Genomic DNA, 17,913 nt, shown 5'->3' on the forward strand with positions numbered 1-17,913 from the left:
GCAACTGAACGCGATAAATCGCACCGCTACGGATTGTGCATGATATTGACGCCATGAGACACTCTGGCTTATTTCGTCAAAATGTCTTTATCACGCCATGAAAACCATTTTAATCATTGTGCCCGACGGCGGCATGCTGTTCGAAGCGGCGGGCATCGCCGATATCCTGATGCGTGCCAATCTGCACTTGCCGGTTGGCATCGATCAACAACGCTATCGCGTCAGCCTCGCCACCACCCAATCGCATCAGGTAATCCACGGCCAATCCGGCCTCAATCTGTTAGCCGATTTTAAGCTGGCGGAACTTGATCCGCGCGCTGCGTGGGACACCATCATGATTACCGGACGCGGCGACAGCATGGAAGAAGGCAACATGGTGATCGATTTCATCAAGCTGGCCGCTCCGCAAGCGCGACGCGTGGTGTCGGTATGCGGCGCAGCGATGTTGCTGGCCGAAGCGGGTTTGCTGGATGGTCGTCGCGCCACCACGCATTGGCGGCTGCTCGAAAACCTGCAATCAAGTTATCCACGCATCCGCGTCGAAGGCGGTCCGTTATACATTCAGGACGGTGCAATCTGGACCTCCGGCGGCGTCAGCTCCGGTTTTGACCTAACGTTGGCACTGGTTGAAGAAGATTTTGGCTTTAGCGTGGCGCGCGATATTGCGCAGGATATGGTGATGTATTTGCGTCGTCCTGGCGGTCAGATGCAGTTCAGTCGTTTCCAGCTGCAAGCCACGAGTGATGCTGGGCCAATAAGTGAATTACAAAGCTGGATCCGTGAAAATCTCGCCGACGATTTGGCCGTGGAAAAACTGGCCGACCGCGTGGCGATGAGCCCACGCAATTTCACCCGCGTGTTCACGCGCCAAACCGGCGTGCCGCCTGCGCGCTATGTGGCGGAAGCACGTTTAGCCGCCGCGCGTGAACGTCTTGAGCAGAGCCACGACACGCTGGAACGCATCGCACAAGTGACCGGTTTTGGCAGCAGCATCAATTTGCGCCGCAGCTTTGAGCGCCAGTTGCATCTCACGCCAGGCGAATATCGCCAACGCTTTCACTGCAAAAAATTGGCGTAAAGTGATCCTTTTTTGGCGTTTACGCCAATCCATCATCGGCTTAGAGTGACTCCAACCTCTTCGGATAAGGAGTCAACCATGACTAAGATCGGCATTAACGGCTTTGGCCGTATCGGACGTAACGTGTTCCGCGCAGCACTCGGTAGCGATGATATTGAAATCGTTGCCATCAACGACCTCACCGACAGCAAAACCCTCGCCCATTTACTTAAACACGATTCGCTGCTCGGCCGATTACCCGCAGAAGTTGAAGCCGGAGAAGGCGAATTGCGTATTGATGGCAAAGCGGTGCGTGTGTTTAGCGAGCGCGATCCGGCCAATATTCGCTGGGCCGATGTTGGCGTTGATATCGTGATTGAAGCCACCGGCTTCTTTACCGAACGCGACAAAGCGGCGGTGCATATCACCTCAGGCGGCGCGAAACGCGTGATCATCTCCGCGCCGGGTAAAAATGATGATCTGACGATTGTGCTGGGCGTTAACGATCAACGTTACGATCCGCAGCAGCACTTTGTGGTGAGTAATGGCAGTTGCACTACCAATGGATTAGCCCCAGCGGCGGCGGTGTTGCATCAGGCTTTTGGTATCGAGCACGGCTTGATGAACACCACGCATGCTTATACCAACAGCCAGGTACTGCACGATCAGCCTGAGAAAGATCTGCGCGGCGCGCGAGCAGCGGCACTGTCGATTGTGCCTTACTCTAGCGGCGCGGCGAAGGCGCTGGGCCGGGTGATTCCAGAACTGGATGGGCGTTTGACCGGCTATTCGCTGCGCGTACCGGTTCCGGTGGTATCAATTGTCGATTTAACCGTTACGCTGAAACGTGACGTGACCGCCGAAGAGGTGAATGACGCGTTCAAAGCAGCGGCCGCGGAAGGTCCATTGAAAGGCATTTTGGGTTACAGCGATGAACCGCTGGTTTCCAGCGATTATCAGGGCGATGCGCGTTCATCAATTATTGATGGGCTTTCAACGCTGGTGATTGGCGGCAATCTGGTAAAAATCCTCGCCTGGTATGACAACGAGTGGGGCTTCTCCAATCGTCTGGTTGATCTCGCGCGCCTGATGGCGAAACGCGGTTTGTAAAATAGAAAGAGCGCATGGATATGCGCTCTTTGTTTGTAGGGTCGCCATTTAGGGTGACCGCTTTTTATTTCAGCCCCATCGCATCCTTCAGCGTGAAGAACAGATCGGTCTGATCGGTCAATCCCACCACATTCGCCGCATGCGGGCCATACGCTGCGATACGCACCTGCGTGCCGGTGTGGCCTTGCGAATCCTCTTCTGAATTGCCGTAACTGATGGTCATCACCGCACCATCTTTGGTGTTCACCGCCTGAGTCAAACCGGGCGCTTTAGTGCCATTCTCAATGATCTGGCTGCTATGCGCGTGGTCAGCAGTGACGACCACTAAGGTGTCGCCATGCTCACGCGCAAACGCCAGCGCTTCCTGCACCGCTTCATCCAGATCAACCGTTTCGCCAATCTGGCCGCACGGATTAGCCGCGTGATCCTGCTTATCAATCGACGCGCCTTCTACCTGCAAGAAGAAACCTTTGTCATTGCTGCTCAGCAGATTGATGGCTTTTTTGGTCATCTGCGCCAGCGTTGGCACCGAAGCCGGGCGATCTTTATTCGCTTCGCACGTGACAACCGGCTTATCAATGTTGCCGTGATAACTGGCTTTCGGCCCCAGCCAGCGCACCGGCATATTGCCGTCGGCAAACAGACCAAGCACCGGCTTAGTTTGATCGGCGGTTTTAATAGCGTTCATGCCATCAAGATTATCAACCCACTGATAACCCAGCGCCTGTGCTTGCTCGCGCAAGGTTTTGCCCTGATATTCGCCGGCTTTGGCGGTTTCACCAAAGGATTTCGCGCCGCCGCCCAAGGTGACGTCCGCGCGGGTTTTCAGCAGCTGTTCGCTAATCGAGCCTTTACCGCCCTGCTCCAGCGCATTGCCCGGACACAATTCGCTGGTTTTCTCTGGGCCATAACATTTACGAGAAGTGACGTGCGCGACTAATGCCGCTGGCGTGGCATCTTGCAACTCGGCAGTGGAGACGTTACCGGTGGCTTTGCCTGCCGCTTTCGCCAGTTCGAGAATCGTGGTTTGATCTTTGCCGTTCACATCCACACCAATCGCCCCATTATACGATTTGGTGCCGGTAGCCCACGCGGTCGCCGACGCAGCGGAATCCGTCACGTAGTTAGGTTTGTGGGTTTTCTTGTCGAGCGAATAGTGAGTGTATTGGCCGGTCAGTGGCAACGCATCGAGGCCGGGGAAGAAGCCGCCCGCTCCACGCGCCTGATTACGCGCCGCAGTGATTTCCGAATCACCCATGCCATCGCCAATCAGCAGAATCACGTTCTTGGCCGTGGTGTTGATTAATGAAGCTTTCAGGGCTGCGGTTTGGTCGCCGGTCAAACGGCGTGCGCCGCCATGTTCAGTGATATCGCCGCTAGCGGCGCGAGAATATTGTGCATCTTCCGCACCTGCTGATGTCGCGATCAGTGAAGCCAGGAGCGTAACCGTAAAAAGAGGTATGTGTTTCATTTATAAGCATCCTTATCCATAGATATAACCAAATGTTTCCGTGGACAAGTCTGCGACAGTGCGGTGACGTTTTTGTGACAGTCGGCGAATAATTTGATGACAGAATAACCATTGTGAGCAGGCGAAAGGCAATGCGCTCAGAGCTTAAGCGAATAGATCAAAAGGAGAAAATAGCACTTGACCCTTTTCAGCGATCTCCCTATAGTAGCGCCCCGTTGACCCAGCGCGGTTGGCAAAAAAATGTGGTGAGGTGTCCGAGTGGCTGAAGGAGCACGCCTGGAAAGTGTGTATACGGCAACGTATCGGGGGTTCGAATCCCCCTCTCACCGCCACATTCTAAAGAAGAGCCTGAACGAAAGTTCAGGCTTTTTTTTGCCCGTTAAACCGGGTTAACGCTCTCGGGTTCCATCTCACGCGCCAAATCCATCAGTGCTTTTTTATTGTTGATAACATAACCAGACTTCCCTTTTACTAACAATCCTTCCTGAGTGAGTTGTGCAATCACATATAAAAGGTGGCGATAGGACACACCCATATATTCCGCAACCTGCGTATGCTTTTCATGGTATACATTGTTGTTTTGTGTCAATAAAATAAACGCCGCCAAGCGGTTTACCAAGGAGAAGGATTGGTTTCGAATTAAAGAGACAATGTTTCGATAATTCTTATGGGTTAAGCTGATGCAAATATGACGTAAAAACAGTGCATCATTTAATAGTTGTGCGCGGAGTAATTTCACCGGCAAGGCCAAACACCAGCACTCTTCAATTGCCTGAACCGCACGTGATTGATGATCTTTATCAATCAATTCGAGTTCACCAATAAAACAGTTTGCGCCAAAAAAATCAATCAACGATACTTTGCCGTTTGCCAATGTCGCATAAAGTTTCGCCCGCCCCCGCGCCAAATAAAATAAATATGTCGGTGGCTCGCCCTCTTTCACAATGTAATCACCCGCAATGACGTGAAATAATCGCGTCTCTTGCATCACATCCATAGAAAATTTTGCCGAATAACCCGACTTTTCTATTAAGTTATGCTTAAGAATTTCATTGTGGATTTCTTTCATAATCGTTTCCCAGCATGAGATTTCTCATATTTAACTTACGATTTTCGCTGTTAGGGTTAAAGCGTCGACGTAGCACTGTCATCACACTTTTAAAAAACAAATCTGATTCGCCCCCTGAAAGAGGAAGTGAGAAATGGCACAAAGAAAAATTATTCTGGATTGTGATCCGGGTCATGATGATGCTATTGCAATTATGATGGCAGCTAAACATCCGGCAATTAATTTACTCGGAATAACCATTGTCGCGGGTAATCAAACGTTAGAAAAAACCGTAGTGAACGGTTTGAATGTCTGTCAGCATTTAGACATTGATGTTCCCATCTATGCGGGTATGCCGTTGCCAATCATGCGCCAGCAGATCGTCGCCGACAATATTCATGGCGAAACCGGACTCGATGGCCCGGTCTTTGGGCCATTAACCCGTCAAGCCGAGAGCACTCACGCGATTCAATACATTATTGATACGTTGATGGCCAGCGAGGGAGATATCACGCTGGTGCCTACCGCTCCATTAACCAATATTGCCGTCGCCATGCGCATGCAACCAGCAATCATCCCGAAAATAAAGGAGATCGTCCTGATGGGCGGCGCCTATGGCACGGGAAACTTCACACCTTCAGCCGAATTTAATATCTATGCCGATCCTGAAGCAGCCCGCGTGGTGTTTAGCTCAGGCGCACCTTTGGTCATGATGGGACTTGATTTAACCAATCAGACCGTATGTACCAAAGACGTTATTGCCCGCATGGAAAAAGCCGGCGGCCCAGCCGGACAACTTTTCAGTGACATTATGAATTTTACGCTCAAAACCCAGTTTGAAAATTATGGCTTAGCCGGAGGACCAGTGCATGATGCGACCTGCATTGGATATCTAATCAATCCTGAAGGCATTAAAACCCAGGATATGTATGTTGAGATTGATGTAAATTCAGGACCCTGCTATGGCCGAACGGTTTGCGATGAATTAGGTGTATTAGGCAAACCCGCCAATGCAAAAGTCGGCATCACCATCGATACCGATTGGTTCTGGGATTTAGTCGAAGAGTGTGTACACATGTACAAATAATCTTTCTCATAAACTCTCTCTATTTACCGGGCATGCAGCAGAGCGAAAGCTTTAATGCATGCCTGCATCGCTATCAGGCATACCAAAACGTAATATAACGAGAAGATCATTATGGATATAATGAGAAGTTTTTTAGGTATGGTGGTATTACTGACAATTGCTTTTATATTATCTGTAAATAAACGAAATATAAGTTTGAGAACGGTGAGCGCCGCACTGTTGCTACAAACGATTATTGGTGGAGCAATACTCTACTTGCCGCCAGGAAAATGGCTGGCAGAAAAAGTCGCTTTAGGCATCCATAAAATAATGAACTACAGTGATGCAGGAAGCGCATTTATCTTTGGTGCATTAGCCGGGCCTGATATGGACAGAATCTTTAACGGAGCCGGATTTGTTTTTGCTTTTCATGTCTTACCCGCCATTATTTTCATCACGGCATTAGTCAGCTTGCTGTATTACATCGGGATTATGAAGTTGCTGATTGGTGTTCTTGGCACCCTTTTCCAAAAAGCACTGGGCATTAGCAAGATTGAGTCATTTGTTGCCGTCACCACTATTTTTCTGGGTCAGAATGAAATCCCCGCCATCGTTAAGCCATTTATTCATCGGCTCAATCGCAATGAGTTATTTACTGCGATTTGTAGCGGGATGGCGTCCATTGCTGGCTCGACAATGATTGGCTATGCCGGGTTGGGCGTACCGATTGATTATTTGTTGGCAGCCTCGTTGATGGCGATCCCAGGCGGAATTCTATTTGCCCGTATTCTCAGCCCTGCAACCGAGGAGACGCAGATTGTTTTTGATAATCTCTCCTTTAGCGAAACGCCGCCCAAAAGCATTATTGAAGCCGCAGCATCTGGGGCGATGACCGGGCTAAAAATTGCCGCAGGGGTCGGCACTGTTGTAATGGCATTTGTCGCCATCATTGCCTTGATCAATGGAGTGATGGGCGGTATCGGCAGTCTGTTTGGTTTTGGTGATGCGAGCTTGCAAGTGATTTTTGGCTATGCACTGGCTCCACTCGCATGGGTGATGGGTGTCGATTGGCATGATGCTACGCTAGCAGGCAGCCTGATAGGGCAAAAACTCGCGATTAACGAGTTTGTGGCGTATCTGAATTTTTCCCCTTATTTGCAAACGCCCGGCAGTTTAGATAGCAAAACCGTGGCGATTATTTCGTTCGCGTTGTGTGGTTTTGCCAACTTTGGTTCGATTGGCGTGGTCGTGGGTGCATTTTCTGCCATCGCGCCACAACGGACCTCTGAAATTGCTCAACTCGGTATGCGGGCGCTGGCAGCGGCAACCCTCTCTAATCTGATGAGTGCCACCATTGCGGGCTTGTTTATCGCTATTGCTTAAAAATAAAAAACCCGGCTTGCACCGGGTTTTGCTTAGCTACATTCTCAATCAAACGGTTAACTGTAAGCGTGCAGCGTGCGTTGACACAGCGCTGAGCGGACGCAATCCTCTTTACCGAAGCGCACCACGCCAATCATCTCATCCTCTTCGAAGCGCGCGAGCGCATCGGCCAGACCAGACTTGGCGTGCGACGGTAAGTCACACTGGGTGATATCGCCGTTAACAATCACGGTCACATTCTCACCCAAACGCGTCAGGAACATCTTCATCTGTGCCGCGGTGACGTTTTGTGCCTCATCAAGGATCACCACAGCATTTTCAAAGGTACGTCCACGCATGTAGGCGAAGGGCGCGATCTCTACCTTGGCAATTTCAGGCCGCAGGCAGTATTGCATAAAGGAAGCGCCGAGACGTTTAACCAGAACGTCGTAAACCGGTCGGAAATACGGGGCGAATTTCTCGGAGATGTCTCCTGGCAGGAAACCGAGATCTTCATCCGCCTGCAAAACCGGGCGCGTCACAATAATCCTTTCGATATCCTTATTGATCAGGGCCTCAGCCGCTTTGGCTGCGCTAATCCAGGTTTTTCCGCAGCCGGCCTCACCGGTAGCGAAAATCAGCTGTTTCGTTTCTATGGCGTTGAGATAGTGTGCCTGAGCTTCATTTCTGGCCTCAATCGGACCGCGGTCACGCGCATCGCGTGCCATCCCAATCGAATCCAACCCACCCATTTGCACCAGCGAAGTGACCGATTCTTCTTCACGCTGACGGTGACTGCGAGAGTCGCTACGAATAACGCGTCTTGCTTCACGACGTGCTTTGATCACTGCTTTCTGTCTTCCCATAGTGGCACCTTACAGTTGGTTTCATTTATCGCGGCGGATCACCCGCGGCGATGACTTGAACGCTTTAGAGGTTTATTTGGCTTCCTTGTAAGCCGTTTTTGAGCCAGTGAGAATGGTGCGTCATCGCGCCGAAACGCAATAGCGCACCGGTAAAGAGAATGAGATTGAACGAGAACGAAGTTTTAATTCCAGAGAGGTTGCGTTGAGGGGAAGAAATCCCCCGCAGTGTACTGCGTGTGGTGAAGCTATTTAACTGTCCCAAAGAGAGACGGGTCATGCGCGAACTCCAGTGGCTTAGCCACACAACTGACAACGCTTATGAATAAAGTGCATCATATTTGCGGTGGTTTGCAACAGTAATTTTACTTCCACGTAAAGAAAAAAAGATAAGCGAAGCATTGCGCCAGCGAGCTTAAATTAAACTAACTTTATTTATCAATGAGATAGTTAATTAGCCGGTCGGCGAACTTTTTAGGAACATTCGCGATCGCCTGCGCCCAGCGGAAAGTTTAAGGAATGCTTAACAAAAAACGCCTGCCTAACGATACGCTAAGCAGGCACTGTGCATTTATTAATCAGGCTTGCAGTAAAGGTTGGCCGAGATAATGGTTTTCATCCGCGACGCCTGGCAACGCAAAAAAGTATCCGCCACCAATCGGGCGAATATATTCTTCCAGCGCTTCGCCATTCAGACGTTGCTGCACGGTAAGAAAGCCTTTGGCTAAATCATGCTGATAGCAAACAAACAATAAACCCATGTCCAACTGACCGGCGCCGGTAATACCGCTGGAATAGCTGTAACCACGACGCAGCATCAAACTGCTGTCGGTTTCTGGCGTGCGTGGATTGGCGAGCCGAATATGCGCATCCAGCGCAATCAAATCGCCATCCGGATCTTTACGGTAATCCGGCACATCGTGTTCGTTTTGCATGCCGAGCGGCGCGCCAGATAACTTCTCACGACCAAAAATGGTTTGCTGTTCTCCAAGCGGCGTGCGGTCCCACATCTCCACGTGGAAACGAATGATACGCACCGCCTGATAACTGCCGCCGTGCGTCCACGCGGGTTCCTGTTGCTCATGCGTCACCCACAATAGTTGATCCATCAATGCGGCGTTATGAGTATCGGGATTGGCGGTGCCATCTTTGAAACCGAGCAGATTGATTGGCGTCTCTTTGCCGTTGCTGCGTGCTGCGTGATCGGCAATAAAGCCGTCGCGTCGCCAACGCACCGCCAGCAAATCTGGCGTGTGTTTGATAATGTCACGCAGCGCATGGATCACCGTATCTTGCGTGTTGGCGCAGATTTGCAGCAGCAGATCGCCGTGGCACTGTTCCGCATCCAGCGAATCGTTGGGGAATCGCGTCATGGTTTGCAGTTGCGCCGGTTTATGCGCACTTAATCCAAAGCGTTCATCAAACAACGCGGTGCCCACCGACAAGGTCATGGTGAGATTGTCAGGTGAGATATCCGCACCGAGAATGCCCGAATCCATCGGCGGCAACTGCGGATTGGTTACTGCTGGCGCCGCGCCGCCTTTGGTCAGAAAGGCAAACCGCTGGGTGAGCAACCGGAACAGACGTTCAAGATCGGCCTTGTCACTGGCGAGAACATCAAAAGCAATCAGCATCATCGACGCCTGTTGCGGCGTGACGATACCGGCTTGATGCGGGCCGTAAAAAGGTTGCGCCTGCTGGCGCGAATTGGGTGCAACCGTGCCGGGAGAGAAGCTATCAGCAGCGGAAGCCGTGTGAAACGGGCAGCCACCGCCGAGGGCGGCCGCACCGCCCAACATGCCTAATCCCTGCAATAAACGACGACGCGACGGTTGCGCCGCGTCATTTTTATCACTCATGATCAATCGAGACCTAAGGTTCCACGCAACAGGGAGAGATCTTCCGCCAGCGTGGTAATTGGGCCTTTCAGCGCATTACGATCGGCGGTGGTGAGTTTTTCATACGACTCAAAGCCGTCTTTGGTACGGTATTTGCTGAGAATGCTGTCCACTTTCTTGAAGTTGGCATCCACTTTCGCCAGCAATTGCGGATTGCCTTTTTGCAGCAGCGGACGCAGCAGATCAACGATTTTCTGGGCGCCATCAATGTTGGCCTGGAAGTCAGAAAGATCGGTACGACTGTAACGGTCTTCTTCGCCGGAGATTTTGCTGGATGCCACTTCTTCGATCAGGCCAGCCGCGCCGCCGACCACTTTCACCGGCGGGAACGCCAGTTCACTGATGCGGGTTTGCAGATCCAGCACGTCCTGATTCAGCTTGGTGGCAAAATCTTCCGCCCCTTTGGTGGTGTTATCCGCGAAGAGAATTTTTTCCAGACGATGGAAACCGGTGAATTTCGGATCTTCGTTTTTCTTCTCGAAGTCATCTTCACGCGCATCAATGCTGCTATCTAAATCGGAGAACAGCTCAGCAATCGGTTCGATACGCTCGTAATGCACGCGCGTGGGTGCGTACAGCGCTTTCGCTTTCTCGACATCCCCCGCTTTCACCGCATCGGTAAAGGCCTTGGTGCCCGCCACCAGCTCTTTCACTTCATTCATTACGTAGACTTTGTAGTCGGCAATTGGGCCAACCAGTTCCAGCACATCGGGTTTACCGGTCGCGGCTTTCTTCGCATCACCGCTCACCACCAGCTTACCTTTCGGATTGCTGAGCAGGCCGCAGGTCATGTCATATTCGCCCGCTTCGAGGTTGGCGGTCAGTTTCTGGCTGAAGCCCGGCGCGATGTTCTCACGCTCTTCCACCACCATCACCCCTTTCAAAATCTCCCACTCCAGCGCTTTCTGGCTGTTGTTTTTGATGATGAATTGGGTTTTGCCGGCCTGCACATTCAGCGACATCGGCTCACACTGTTTGTCGGTCACGGTCACCGTGACTTGTGGGATGGCAGCAGCAGAAGCGGCACCAGAAAGCGCCAGCATTGAAACCAACAGCGCCTTACGGCGGAAGCGAATCGTCATAGTGATATCCCTGTTACATGGAAGAACAGGCGCGCAATCGCGCCTGATTAAATTAGCGCGTGGTGCGTGCCGCGTTGATCTGCGGGCGAGCCGGGAAGAAGAACAACAGCAGTGCGGGAATCAGGTAGATCAACCAAACCGTGACTTCGCTGACGCTTGGCGTTTCCTGATAACCCAAAATCCCTTCCAGCAGCGTGCCGAACACCGAATGCGTCGAAAGCGTATTGCTCATGTCGAACGCCACATCCTGGAAGTGATTCCACAATCCGGCTTCGTGGAAGGCGCGAATGGCGCCAGCAGCCAATCCGGCGGCAACAAACAAGATGAACAAGCTGGTCCAGCGGAAGAAGTTTGCCAGGTTAAGGCGAATGCCGCCGTAGTAAAGCAGCATGCCGAGCACCACCGAGGTGGCGAGGCCGAGTACGGCACCAATGGGCGGTGCATAGCCGACGTCCTGCGTGAATGCGGCGAGCAGGAAGAACACCGATTCCAGCCCTTCACGCGCGACCGCCAGAAACACCATCAGTACCAATGGGAAGCCGCTGCCGCCCTGCTTTTGCAGCGCCTGATCCACCGATTTTTCCAATGTGGCTTTGATATTGCGCGACACCTTGCGCATCCAGAACACCATGGAGGTGAGAATCACCACGGCGATCACCGCGACAATGCCTTCGAATAATTCCTGCTGCTTCTGCGGGAACTCGCCGGTGGTTTCATTGATGAAGATGCCCAATGCCAGGCAGAGTGCGGCAGCAATAAATACGCCTGCCCACATCGCCGGGAACCATTGGGTGCGCTGGGTGCGTTTGAGATAGCTAGCGATCAGGCTGACGATGAGTGCTGCTTCCAGGCCTTCACGCAGCATGATGAGAAACGGTACGAACATCACCAACCTCTTGATTGTTAAGGAGGGTAAATCCTAGGTAAAAAAACGTAAACTGCGAACGATACTGATTATCATTACGGGGAGAAAAAATACAAGTCGCGCCAGGAAATTAATTTGGTTTTTGCGGAATGGGAGCGGAGTTTTGGGCGAGATTTGACGTGGTAGGGTGCGCATCCTTGCGCACCTTGGGAATGAACCAGTTAGGTCACCATAAATGGCGACCTTACAAGGTTACTTCGTGTGATATTCGGCTTCTGCCGCCGCAAAGCGCTGTTGCGCGGCTTCAGATGGCGCGCGACCCAACAGGCTGAACACCACAATCGCGATGCTGGCAAAGGCGAAGCCAGGAATGATTTCATACAGCTCGGTGTAGCCGTAGGATTTCCACAGCAGCACGGTTGCTGCACCAATCACCATACCGGCCAGCGCGCCGTTGCGCGTCATACGCTTCCAGCACACGCCGAACAGCACTACCGGACCAAACGCCGCACCAAAACCGGCCCACGCATAGCTTACCAAGCCTAGCACGCGGTTTTCTGGGTTTGCTGCCAGCGCAATGGCGATCAGCGCAATCACTAACACCATGAAGCGCCCTACCCACACCAGCTCTTTCTGGCTGGCGTTTTTACGCAGCAAGCCTTTGTAGAGATCTTCGGTCAAGGCGCTGGAACACACCAACAACTGGCAGCTCAGAGTTGACATCACCGCCGCCAGAATGGCTGAAAGCAGAATACCGGCGATCCACGGGTTGAACAGAATACGCGCCAGTTCGATAAACACACGTTCACCGTTTTGGCTGACGTTGGCAGCGTGTTCCGGGTGGTTTTGGAAGTAAGCGATACCAAAGAAGCCCACCGCTACCGCACCCGCGAGGCACAGAATCATCCAGATCATACCGATACGACGTGCGGTACGAATGGTGTGATGCGAATCCGCCGCCATAAAGCGCGCCAGAATATGTGGCTGACCGAAATACCCCAAGCCCCAACCGAGCAGCGAAATCACCGCCACAAAGTTCAGTCCTTTCAGCATGTCGAGGTTTTCGAGACTTTTCGCTTCGATCACTGCCAGCGAATCATCGAGTCCGCCAACCGCCACAATCACGATAATTGGCGTCAGAATCAGCGCGAAGATCATCAGGCTGGCTTGCACGGTATCGGTCCAGCTCACCGCAAGGAATCCGCCCACCAGCGTGTAGAGAATGGTGGCGGCGGCACCGGCCCACAGCGCCGTTTGGTAATCCATGCCGAAGGTGCTTTCAAACAGACGCGCACCGGCGACCACGCCAGAAGCGCAGTAGATAGTAAAGAAGATCAGAATGACCACCGCCGAAATGACGCGTAACAGCTTGCTGTGATCCTCGAAACGGCTGGAGAAGAAGTCCGGCAGGGTTAAGGCGTTATCGTGATGCTCAGTTTGCACGCGCAAACGTCCAGCAACGATTTTCCAGTTCAGCCATGCGCCGAGCGTTAGGCCGATAGCGATCCAGCTTTCAGAAATGCCGGAAAGAAAAATCGCACCCGGCAAGCCCATCAACAGCCAACCGCTCATGTCAGATGCGCCCGCAGATAACGCGGTGACGACGCTGCCTAAACTGCGGCCACCAAGAATGTAGTCATCAAAACTTTTGGTTGAACGGTAGGCAATAAAACCGATTAACACCATCCCAAGGATATAAACCACAAAGGTCACCAACATCGGTGTACTTATACTCATACTCTCTCCACTTATTATTTGATCCGTTAAGAGAAATCGCGGGCCGTCGGAACGTGACCGCCCTATTTACCGCATCCAGAGAAAGCGATTTCCCTTAAGGCGCGGTATCCTGCCGCAAAGGTGCGGCGCGCACAATGCATTTAACACAGCTGTCACATTGGTGATACCAATGCAGCTTTTTTTCTGCCCATAGGTTGCACCGGATCACACTTCGGTTGCACCCGCGTTTACCATGTGGTCACCATAAATGGCGACCCTACGGCAAATCCTTGGTTTGTAGGGTCGCCATTCATGGTGACCGCCTTGCAACATGGGTTGCACAAAGTTGCAACATAGGTGATATTGCTGCCCACGCTGGAGTTGAATCACTTTTTTGAGGACGAGGAAATCATGGGAACCACCACCATGGGGGTGAAGCTGGATGAAGCCACCCGCGATCGCATTAAACTGGCGGCACAGAAAATTGACCGCACATCCCATTGGCTAATTAAGCAGGCGATTTTTAACTATCTGGAGCAATTGGAAGCCGGTGAAGCGGTACCTGAATTCCCGCAACAGCTGATTGATGCGATCGGTGATGAAGGCGTGCCAGATGAGGCATTGCAGCCTTTCCTCGACTTCGCCGAACACATTTTACCGCAGTCGGTGAGCCGTTCAGCGATCACCGCCGCGTGGCGTCGTCCTGAGACTGACGCCGTGCCGATGCTGCTGGAGCAAGCGCGTTTACCGGCTCCGCTGGCAGAAAAAACCCATCAATTGGCTTACAGCCTCGCCGACAAGCTGCGTCACCAAAAAGGGGCAACCGGCCGCGCTGGCATGGTGCAAAGTCTGCTGCAAGAGTTCTCACTCTCCTCGCAGGAAGGCGTGGCACTGATGTGTCTGGCCGAAGCGCTGTTGCGTATTCCGGATAAACCCACGCGCGATGCGCTGATCCGCGACAAAATCAGCAACGGTAATTGGCAATCGCATTTAGGCCGTAGCCCGTCGATGTTCGTCAACGCCGCCACTTGGGGCTTGCTGTTCACCGGTCGTCTGGTCTCCACCCACAACGAAGCCAACCTGTCGCGTTCACTGAATCGCATCATCGGCAAGAGCGGCGAACCGCTGATCCGCAAAGGTGTGGATATGGCGATGCGTTTGATGGGCGAACAGTTTGTCACCGGTGAGACCATCGCCGAGGCGCTGGCGAATGCGCGCAAGCTGGAAGAGAAAGGCTTCCGCTACTCCTACGATATGCTTGGTGAAGCGGCACTGACCGCCAGCGATGCCAAAGCTTATCTGGTGTCGTATCAGCAGGCGATTCATGCCATCGGCAAAGCTTCGAACGGTCGCGGCATTTATGAAGGTCCGGGCATCTCGATTAAGCTGTCGGCGCTGCATCCGCGATACAGCCGCGCGCAGTACGAACGCGTGATGGACGAACTCTATCCGATCCTCAAATCGCTGACGCTGCTGGCGCGCTCCTACGACATCGGCATCAACATCGATGCGGAAGAAGCCGATCGCCTTGAGCTGTCGCTCGATCTGCTGGAAAAGCTGTGCTTCGAACCGGAGCTGGAAGGCTGGAACGGCATTGGTTTCGTGATTCAGGCTTATCAAAAACGCTGCCCGTTTGTGATTGATTCGCTGATCGACCTGGCGCAACGCAGCCGCCGCCGCCTGATGATTCGTCTGGTGAAAGGCGCGTATTGGGATAGCGAAATCAAGCGTGCACAGATTGATGGCCTCGAAGGCTATCCAGTGTATACCCGCAAGGTCTACACCGATATTTCCTATCTGGCCTGCGCGCGCAAATTGCTGGCGGTGCCGAACCTGATTTATCCGCAGTTCGCCACCCACAATGCCCACACGCTGGCGGCGATCTATCAGCTGGCGGGCAACAACTATTATCCTGGCCAGTATGAATTCCAGTGCCTGCACGGCATGGGTGAACCGCTGTACGAACAAGTGGTAGGTAAAGTGGCGGAGGGCAAACTCAATCGTCCGTGCCGCATTTATGCGCCGGTCGGTACCCACGAAACCTTGCTGGCTTATTTGGTACGTCGCCTGCTGGAAAACGGTGCGAATACCTCATTCGTTAACCGCATCGCCGATAACAGTTTGCCGCTCGATGAGTTGGTGGCCGATCCGGTGGCTGCCGTTGAGAAAATGGGCGCAGCGGAAGGCGCGGTAGGTTTGCCCCATCCAAAAATTCCGTTGCCGCGCGATCTGTACGGAGCCAAACGTGCCAACTCGGCCGGTTTGGATATGGCCAACGAACATCGCCTGGCGTCGCTCTCTAGCGCCCTGCTGAACAGCGCCACGCAGCCGTGGAGCGCGCAACCGTTGGTGGAAGGTGAATTGGGCGCAGGCGTTAGCCGTCCTGTACTCAATCCTGCCGCGCCTGCGGATGTCGTCGGTAGCGTTCGTGATGCCACTGAAGCAGAAGTTTCAGACGCGCTGGATGCGGCGGTGAATGCCGGTCCAATCTGGTTCGCCACGCCGCCGCAAGAGCGTGCCGCGATTCTGGAACGCGCTGCTGAAGCGATGGAAGGCCAGATGCAGCAGCTGATCGGCCTGCTGGTGCGTGAAGCGGGTAAAACCTACAACAACGCCATCGCCGAAGTGCGTGAAGCGGTAGATTTCCTCTATTACTACGCCGGCATGGTGCGCGACGATTTCGACAACGAAACCCATCGCCCGCTTGGCCCGGTGGTGTGTATCAGCCCGTGGAACTTCCCGCTAGCGATCTTTAGCGGACAAATTGCCGCCGCATTAGCAGCCGGTAACAGCGTATTAGCCAAACCGGCGGAACAAACTCCACTGATCGCCGCGCAGGCGGTACAGATCATGCTGGATGCGGGTGTACCGGCAGGCGTGCTGCAATTGCTGCCGGGACAAGGTGAAACCGTCGGCGCGCAGCTGACCGGTGATGAGCGCGTGCGTGGCGTGATGTTCACCGGTTCAACCGCCGTCGCTACCCTGCTGCAACGCAACTTGGCCGGTCGTCTTGATCCGCAAGGCCGCCCGACGCCGCTGATCGCGGAAACCGGCGGCATGAACGCGATGATCGTCGACTCCTCCGCGCTGACCGAGCAAGTGGTGGTGGATATCGTGGCATCAGCGTTTGATAGCGCCGGTCAACGTTGCTCCGCGCTGCGTTTGCTGTGCGTGCAGGATGATGTTGCCGACCACACACTGAAAATGCTGCGAGGCGCGATGGCGGAGTGCCGCATGGGTAATCCAGAACGTCTCTCGACCGACATTGGCCCGGTGATTGATGCCGAAGCCAAAGCCAATATTGAGCGTCACATTCAGGCGTTGCGCAATAAAGGCTTCAACGTTTATCAGGCGGCGCAAGAGAATCCACAAGACAGCAAAGAGTGGAACAGCGGCACCTTTATCAAGCCCACGCTGATTGAGCTGGATCAGGTCAGCGATCTGGATAAAGAAGTGTTTGGCCCAGTGCTGCACGTGGTGCGTTTCTCGCGTAACCAGTTGCCGCAGTTGGTCGAGCAGATTAACGCGTCGGGTTACGGCCTGACGCTCGGCGTGCACACGCGTATTGATGAAACCATCGCGCAGGTCACGGCTTCTGCGAAAGTCGGCAACCTGTACGTTAACCGCAACATGGTCGGGGCAGTGGTTGGCGTGCAACCGTTCGGCGGCGAAGGCTTGTCGGGCACCGGTCCGAAAGCCGGTGGTCCGCTGTATCTGTATCGTCTGTTGGCGAACCGTCCAGATGGCGCGCTGCGCATTACCTTTGATCGCCAGGATGCTGAACGCCCGGTTGATAGCACGGTGCGAGCAGAATTGATGCGCGCGCATCAGGCGTTGCAGCAATGGGCGCAGGATAAACCGGAGCTGCTGGCGTTGTGCCAACGTTATGACGAACTGGCACAAGCGGGTACGGTGCGTCTGTTGCCGGGTCCAACCGGTGAACGCAACACCTTCACGCTGCTGCCACGCGAGCATGTGCTGTGCATCGCGGATAACCAGCAAGATGCGCTAACTCAGCTGGCGGCGGTCACCAGCGTCGGCAGCCAGGCGATTTGGCAAGATGATGAGTTGCACCGTACGCTGCGTGCTGCATTACCGGCTGAGGTGCAAGCGCACATCAAGCTGGTGAAAGATGCGCTGGCAGCCGAGTTTGATGCGGTGATTTATCACGGTGATGCCGATCAACTGCGCAGCCTGTGCGAACGGGTGGCGGCACGCGATGGCGCGATTGTTTCGGTGCAAGGCTTTGCGCGCGGTGAAACCAATCTGCTGCTGGAGCGTTTGTTGATTGAGCGCTCATTAAGCGTCAATACCGCCGCTGCGGGCGGTAATGCCAGTTTGATGACGATAGGGTAAGACAATAGCGGCCCAAACG

At 53.4% G+C, this 17,913-nt stretch carries 13 protein-coding genes and 1 tRNA gene; 6 read left to right on the forward strand and 8 right to left on the reverse strand.

The genetic code is table 11. From position 1 onward, the window contains the following. Positions 1 to 97: 97 nt before the first annotated feature. Together ACPUC7_RS01780 and gap are read left to right on the forward strand one after the other, a co-directional pair. Positions 98 to 1,078, forward strand: a complete 981-nt coding sequence (locus ACPUC7_RS01780) for a GlxA family transcriptional regulator (protein ID WP_494921544.1) — start codon at positions 98 to 100, stop codon at positions 1,076 to 1,078. Between the two features lie 78 nt (positions 1,079 to 1,156). Next, positions 1,157 to 2,167 (forward strand): type I glyceraldehyde-3-phosphate dehydrogenase, encoded by a 1,011-nt coding sequence (gap, locus tag ACPUC7_RS01785; protein WP_494921545.1) that lies wholly within the window; start codon positions 1,157 to 1,159, stop codon positions 2,165 to 2,167. Between the two features lie 64 nt (positions 2,168 to 2,231). Here the strand turns inward: gap and phoA are convergent, their stop codons facing one another. After that, on the reverse strand, positions 2,232 to 3,638 hold the full coding sequence (gene phoA / locus ACPUC7_RS01790; RefSeq protein WP_494921546.1) for an alkaline phosphatase: 1,407 nt from the start codon (positions 3,636 to 3,638) through the stop codon (positions 2,232 to 2,234). A 244-nt stretch (positions 3,639 to 3,882) separates the two neighbouring features. Here phoA and ACPUC7_RS01795 point away from each other — a divergent pair. Next, positions 3,883 to 3,970: transfer RNA gene (locus ACPUC7_RS01795), tRNA-Ser, on the forward strand. Positions 3,971 to 4,017: 47 nt separating this feature from the next. On the opposite strand, the gene yeiL is transcribed toward ACPUC7_RS01795, so the two are convergent. After that, on the reverse strand, positions 4,018 to 4,707 hold the full coding sequence (gene yeiL, locus ACPUC7_RS01800; RefSeq protein WP_494921547.1) for a transcriptional regulator YeiL: 690 nt from the start codon (positions 4,705 to 4,707) through the stop codon (positions 4,018 to 4,020). Positions 4,708 to 4,840: 133 nt separating this feature from the next. Here yeiL and rihB point away from each other — a divergent pair, with 133 nt between their 5' ends. Further along, complete coding sequence (gene rihB / locus ACPUC7_RS01805) at positions 4,841 to 5,773, forward strand: ribosylpyrimidine nucleosidase (RefSeq protein ID WP_494921548.1); 933 nt, start codon at positions 4,841 to 4,843, stop codon at positions 5,771 to 5,773. A gap of 111 nt (positions 5,774 to 5,884) precedes the next feature. Then, positions 5,885 to 7,135: a NupC/NupG family nucleoside CNT transporter gene (locus tag ACPUC7_RS01810; RefSeq protein WP_494921549.1), complete on the forward strand. Its 1,251-nt coding sequence runs from the start codon at positions 5,885 to 5,887 to the stop codon at positions 7,133 to 7,135. A gap of 56 nt (positions 7,136 to 7,191) precedes the next feature. Here the strand turns inward: ACPUC7_RS01810 and phoH are convergent, their stop codons facing one another. The 6 genes from phoH to putP form a co-directional block, all read right to left on the reverse strand. Further along, positions 7,192 to 7,980 carry a phosphate starvation-inducible protein PhoH gene (gene phoH, locus ACPUC7_RS01815; protein ID WP_343554305.1) on the reverse strand — a complete coding sequence of 263 codons (789 nt, stop codon included), beginning with the start codon at positions 7,978 to 7,980 and terminating at the stop codon, positions 7,192 to 7,194. A 64-nt stretch (positions 7,981 to 8,044) separates the two neighbouring features. Then, on the reverse strand, positions 8,045 to 8,257 hold the full coding sequence (locus tag ACPUC7_RS01820; RefSeq protein WP_343554304.1) for a hypothetical protein: 213 nt from the start codon (positions 8,255 to 8,257) through the stop codon (positions 8,045 to 8,047). Positions 8,258 to 8,555: 298 nt separating this feature from the next. Continuing rightward, positions 8,556 to 9,836: an iron uptake transporter deferrochelatase/peroxidase subunit gene (gene efeB, locus ACPUC7_RS01825; RefSeq protein WP_494921550.1), complete on the reverse strand. Its 1,281-nt coding sequence runs from the start codon at positions 9,834 to 9,836 to the stop codon at positions 8,556 to 8,558. Between the two features lie 2 nt (positions 9,837 to 9,838). Then, entirely contained in the window at positions 9,839 to 10,957 is a 1,119-nt protein-coding gene (gene efeO / locus ACPUC7_RS01830) for an iron uptake system protein EfeO (protein WP_494921551.1), read from the reverse strand. A 52-nt stretch (positions 10,958 to 11,009) separates the two neighbouring features. Further along, a complete protein-coding gene (gene efeU, locus ACPUC7_RS01835; protein ID WP_343554301.1) occupies positions 11,010 to 11,843 on the reverse strand; it encodes an iron uptake transporter permease EfeU in 834 nt (277 codons plus the stop codon). A gap of 231 nt (positions 11,844 to 12,074) precedes the next feature. After that, positions 12,075 to 13,559: a sodium/proline symporter PutP gene (gene putP, locus ACPUC7_RS01840; protein ID WP_343554300.1), complete on the reverse strand. Its 1,485-nt coding sequence runs from the start codon at positions 13,557 to 13,559 to the stop codon at positions 12,075 to 12,077. A 390-nt stretch (positions 13,560 to 13,949) separates the two neighbouring features. Between putP and putA the strand changes: the two genes are divergently transcribed. Then, positions 13,950 to 17,894, forward strand: coding sequence for a trifunctional transcriptional regulator/proline dehydrogenase/L-glutamate gamma-semialdehyde dehydrogenase (gene putA / locus ACPUC7_RS01845; RefSeq protein ID WP_494921552.1), 3,945 nt, complete (start codon positions 13,950 to 13,952; stop codon positions 17,892 to 17,894). The last annotated feature ends 19 nt before the right edge of the window (positions 17,895 to 17,913 follow it).

The sequence above is a fragment of the Pantoea sp. CFCC18179 genome (genome assembly GCF_059412405.1).

Bases quoted from the DNA above. Each gene is read 5' to 3' on its own strand.
- ACPUC7_RS01820 (WP_343554304.1), bottom strand. From the start codon at position 8,257: ATGACCCGTCTCTCTTTGGGACAGTTAAATAGCTTCACCACACGCAGT.
- phoA (WP_494921546.1), bottom strand. From the start codon at position 3,638: ATGAAACACATACCTCTTTTTACGGTTACGCTCCTGGCTTCACTGATC.
- ACPUC7_RS01780 (WP_494921544.1), top strand. From the start codon at position 98: ATGAAAACCATTTTAATCATTGTGCCCGACGGCGGCATGCTGTTCGAA.
- putA (WP_494921552.1), top strand. From the start codon at position 13,950: ATGGGAACCACCACCATGGGGGTGAAGCTGGATGAAGCCACCCGCGAT.
- efeU (WP_343554301.1), bottom strand. From the start codon at position 11,843: ATGTTCGTACCGTTTCTCATCATGCTGCGTGAAGGCCTGGAAGCAGCA.
- ACPUC7_RS01810 (WP_494921549.1), top strand. From the start codon at position 5,885: ATGGATATAATGAGAAGTTTTTTAGGTATGGTGGTATTACTGACAATT.
- phoH (WP_343554305.1), bottom strand. From the start codon at position 7,980: ATGGGAAGACAGAAAGCAGTGATCAAAGCACGTCGTGAAGCAAGACGC.
- putP (WP_343554300.1), bottom strand. From the start codon at position 13,559: ATGAGTATAAGTACACCGATGTTGGTGACCTTTGTGGTTTATATCCTT.
- efeO (WP_494921551.1), bottom strand. From the start codon at position 10,957: ATGACGATTCGCTTCCGCCGTAAGGCGCTGTTGGTTTCAATGCTGGCG.
- gap (WP_494921545.1), top strand. From the start codon at position 1,157: ATGACTAAGATCGGCATTAACGGCTTTGGCCGTATCGGACGTAACGTG.
- efeB (WP_494921550.1), bottom strand. From the start codon at position 9,836: ATGAGTGATAAAAATGACGCGGCGCAACCGTCGCGTCGTCGTTTATTG.
- rihB (WP_494921548.1), top strand. From the start codon at position 4,841: ATGGCACAAAGAAAAATTATTCTGGATTGTGATCCGGGTCATGATGAT.
- yeiL (WP_494921547.1), bottom strand. From the start codon at position 4,707: ATGAAAGAAATCCACAATGAAATTCTTAAGCATAACTTAATAGAAAAG.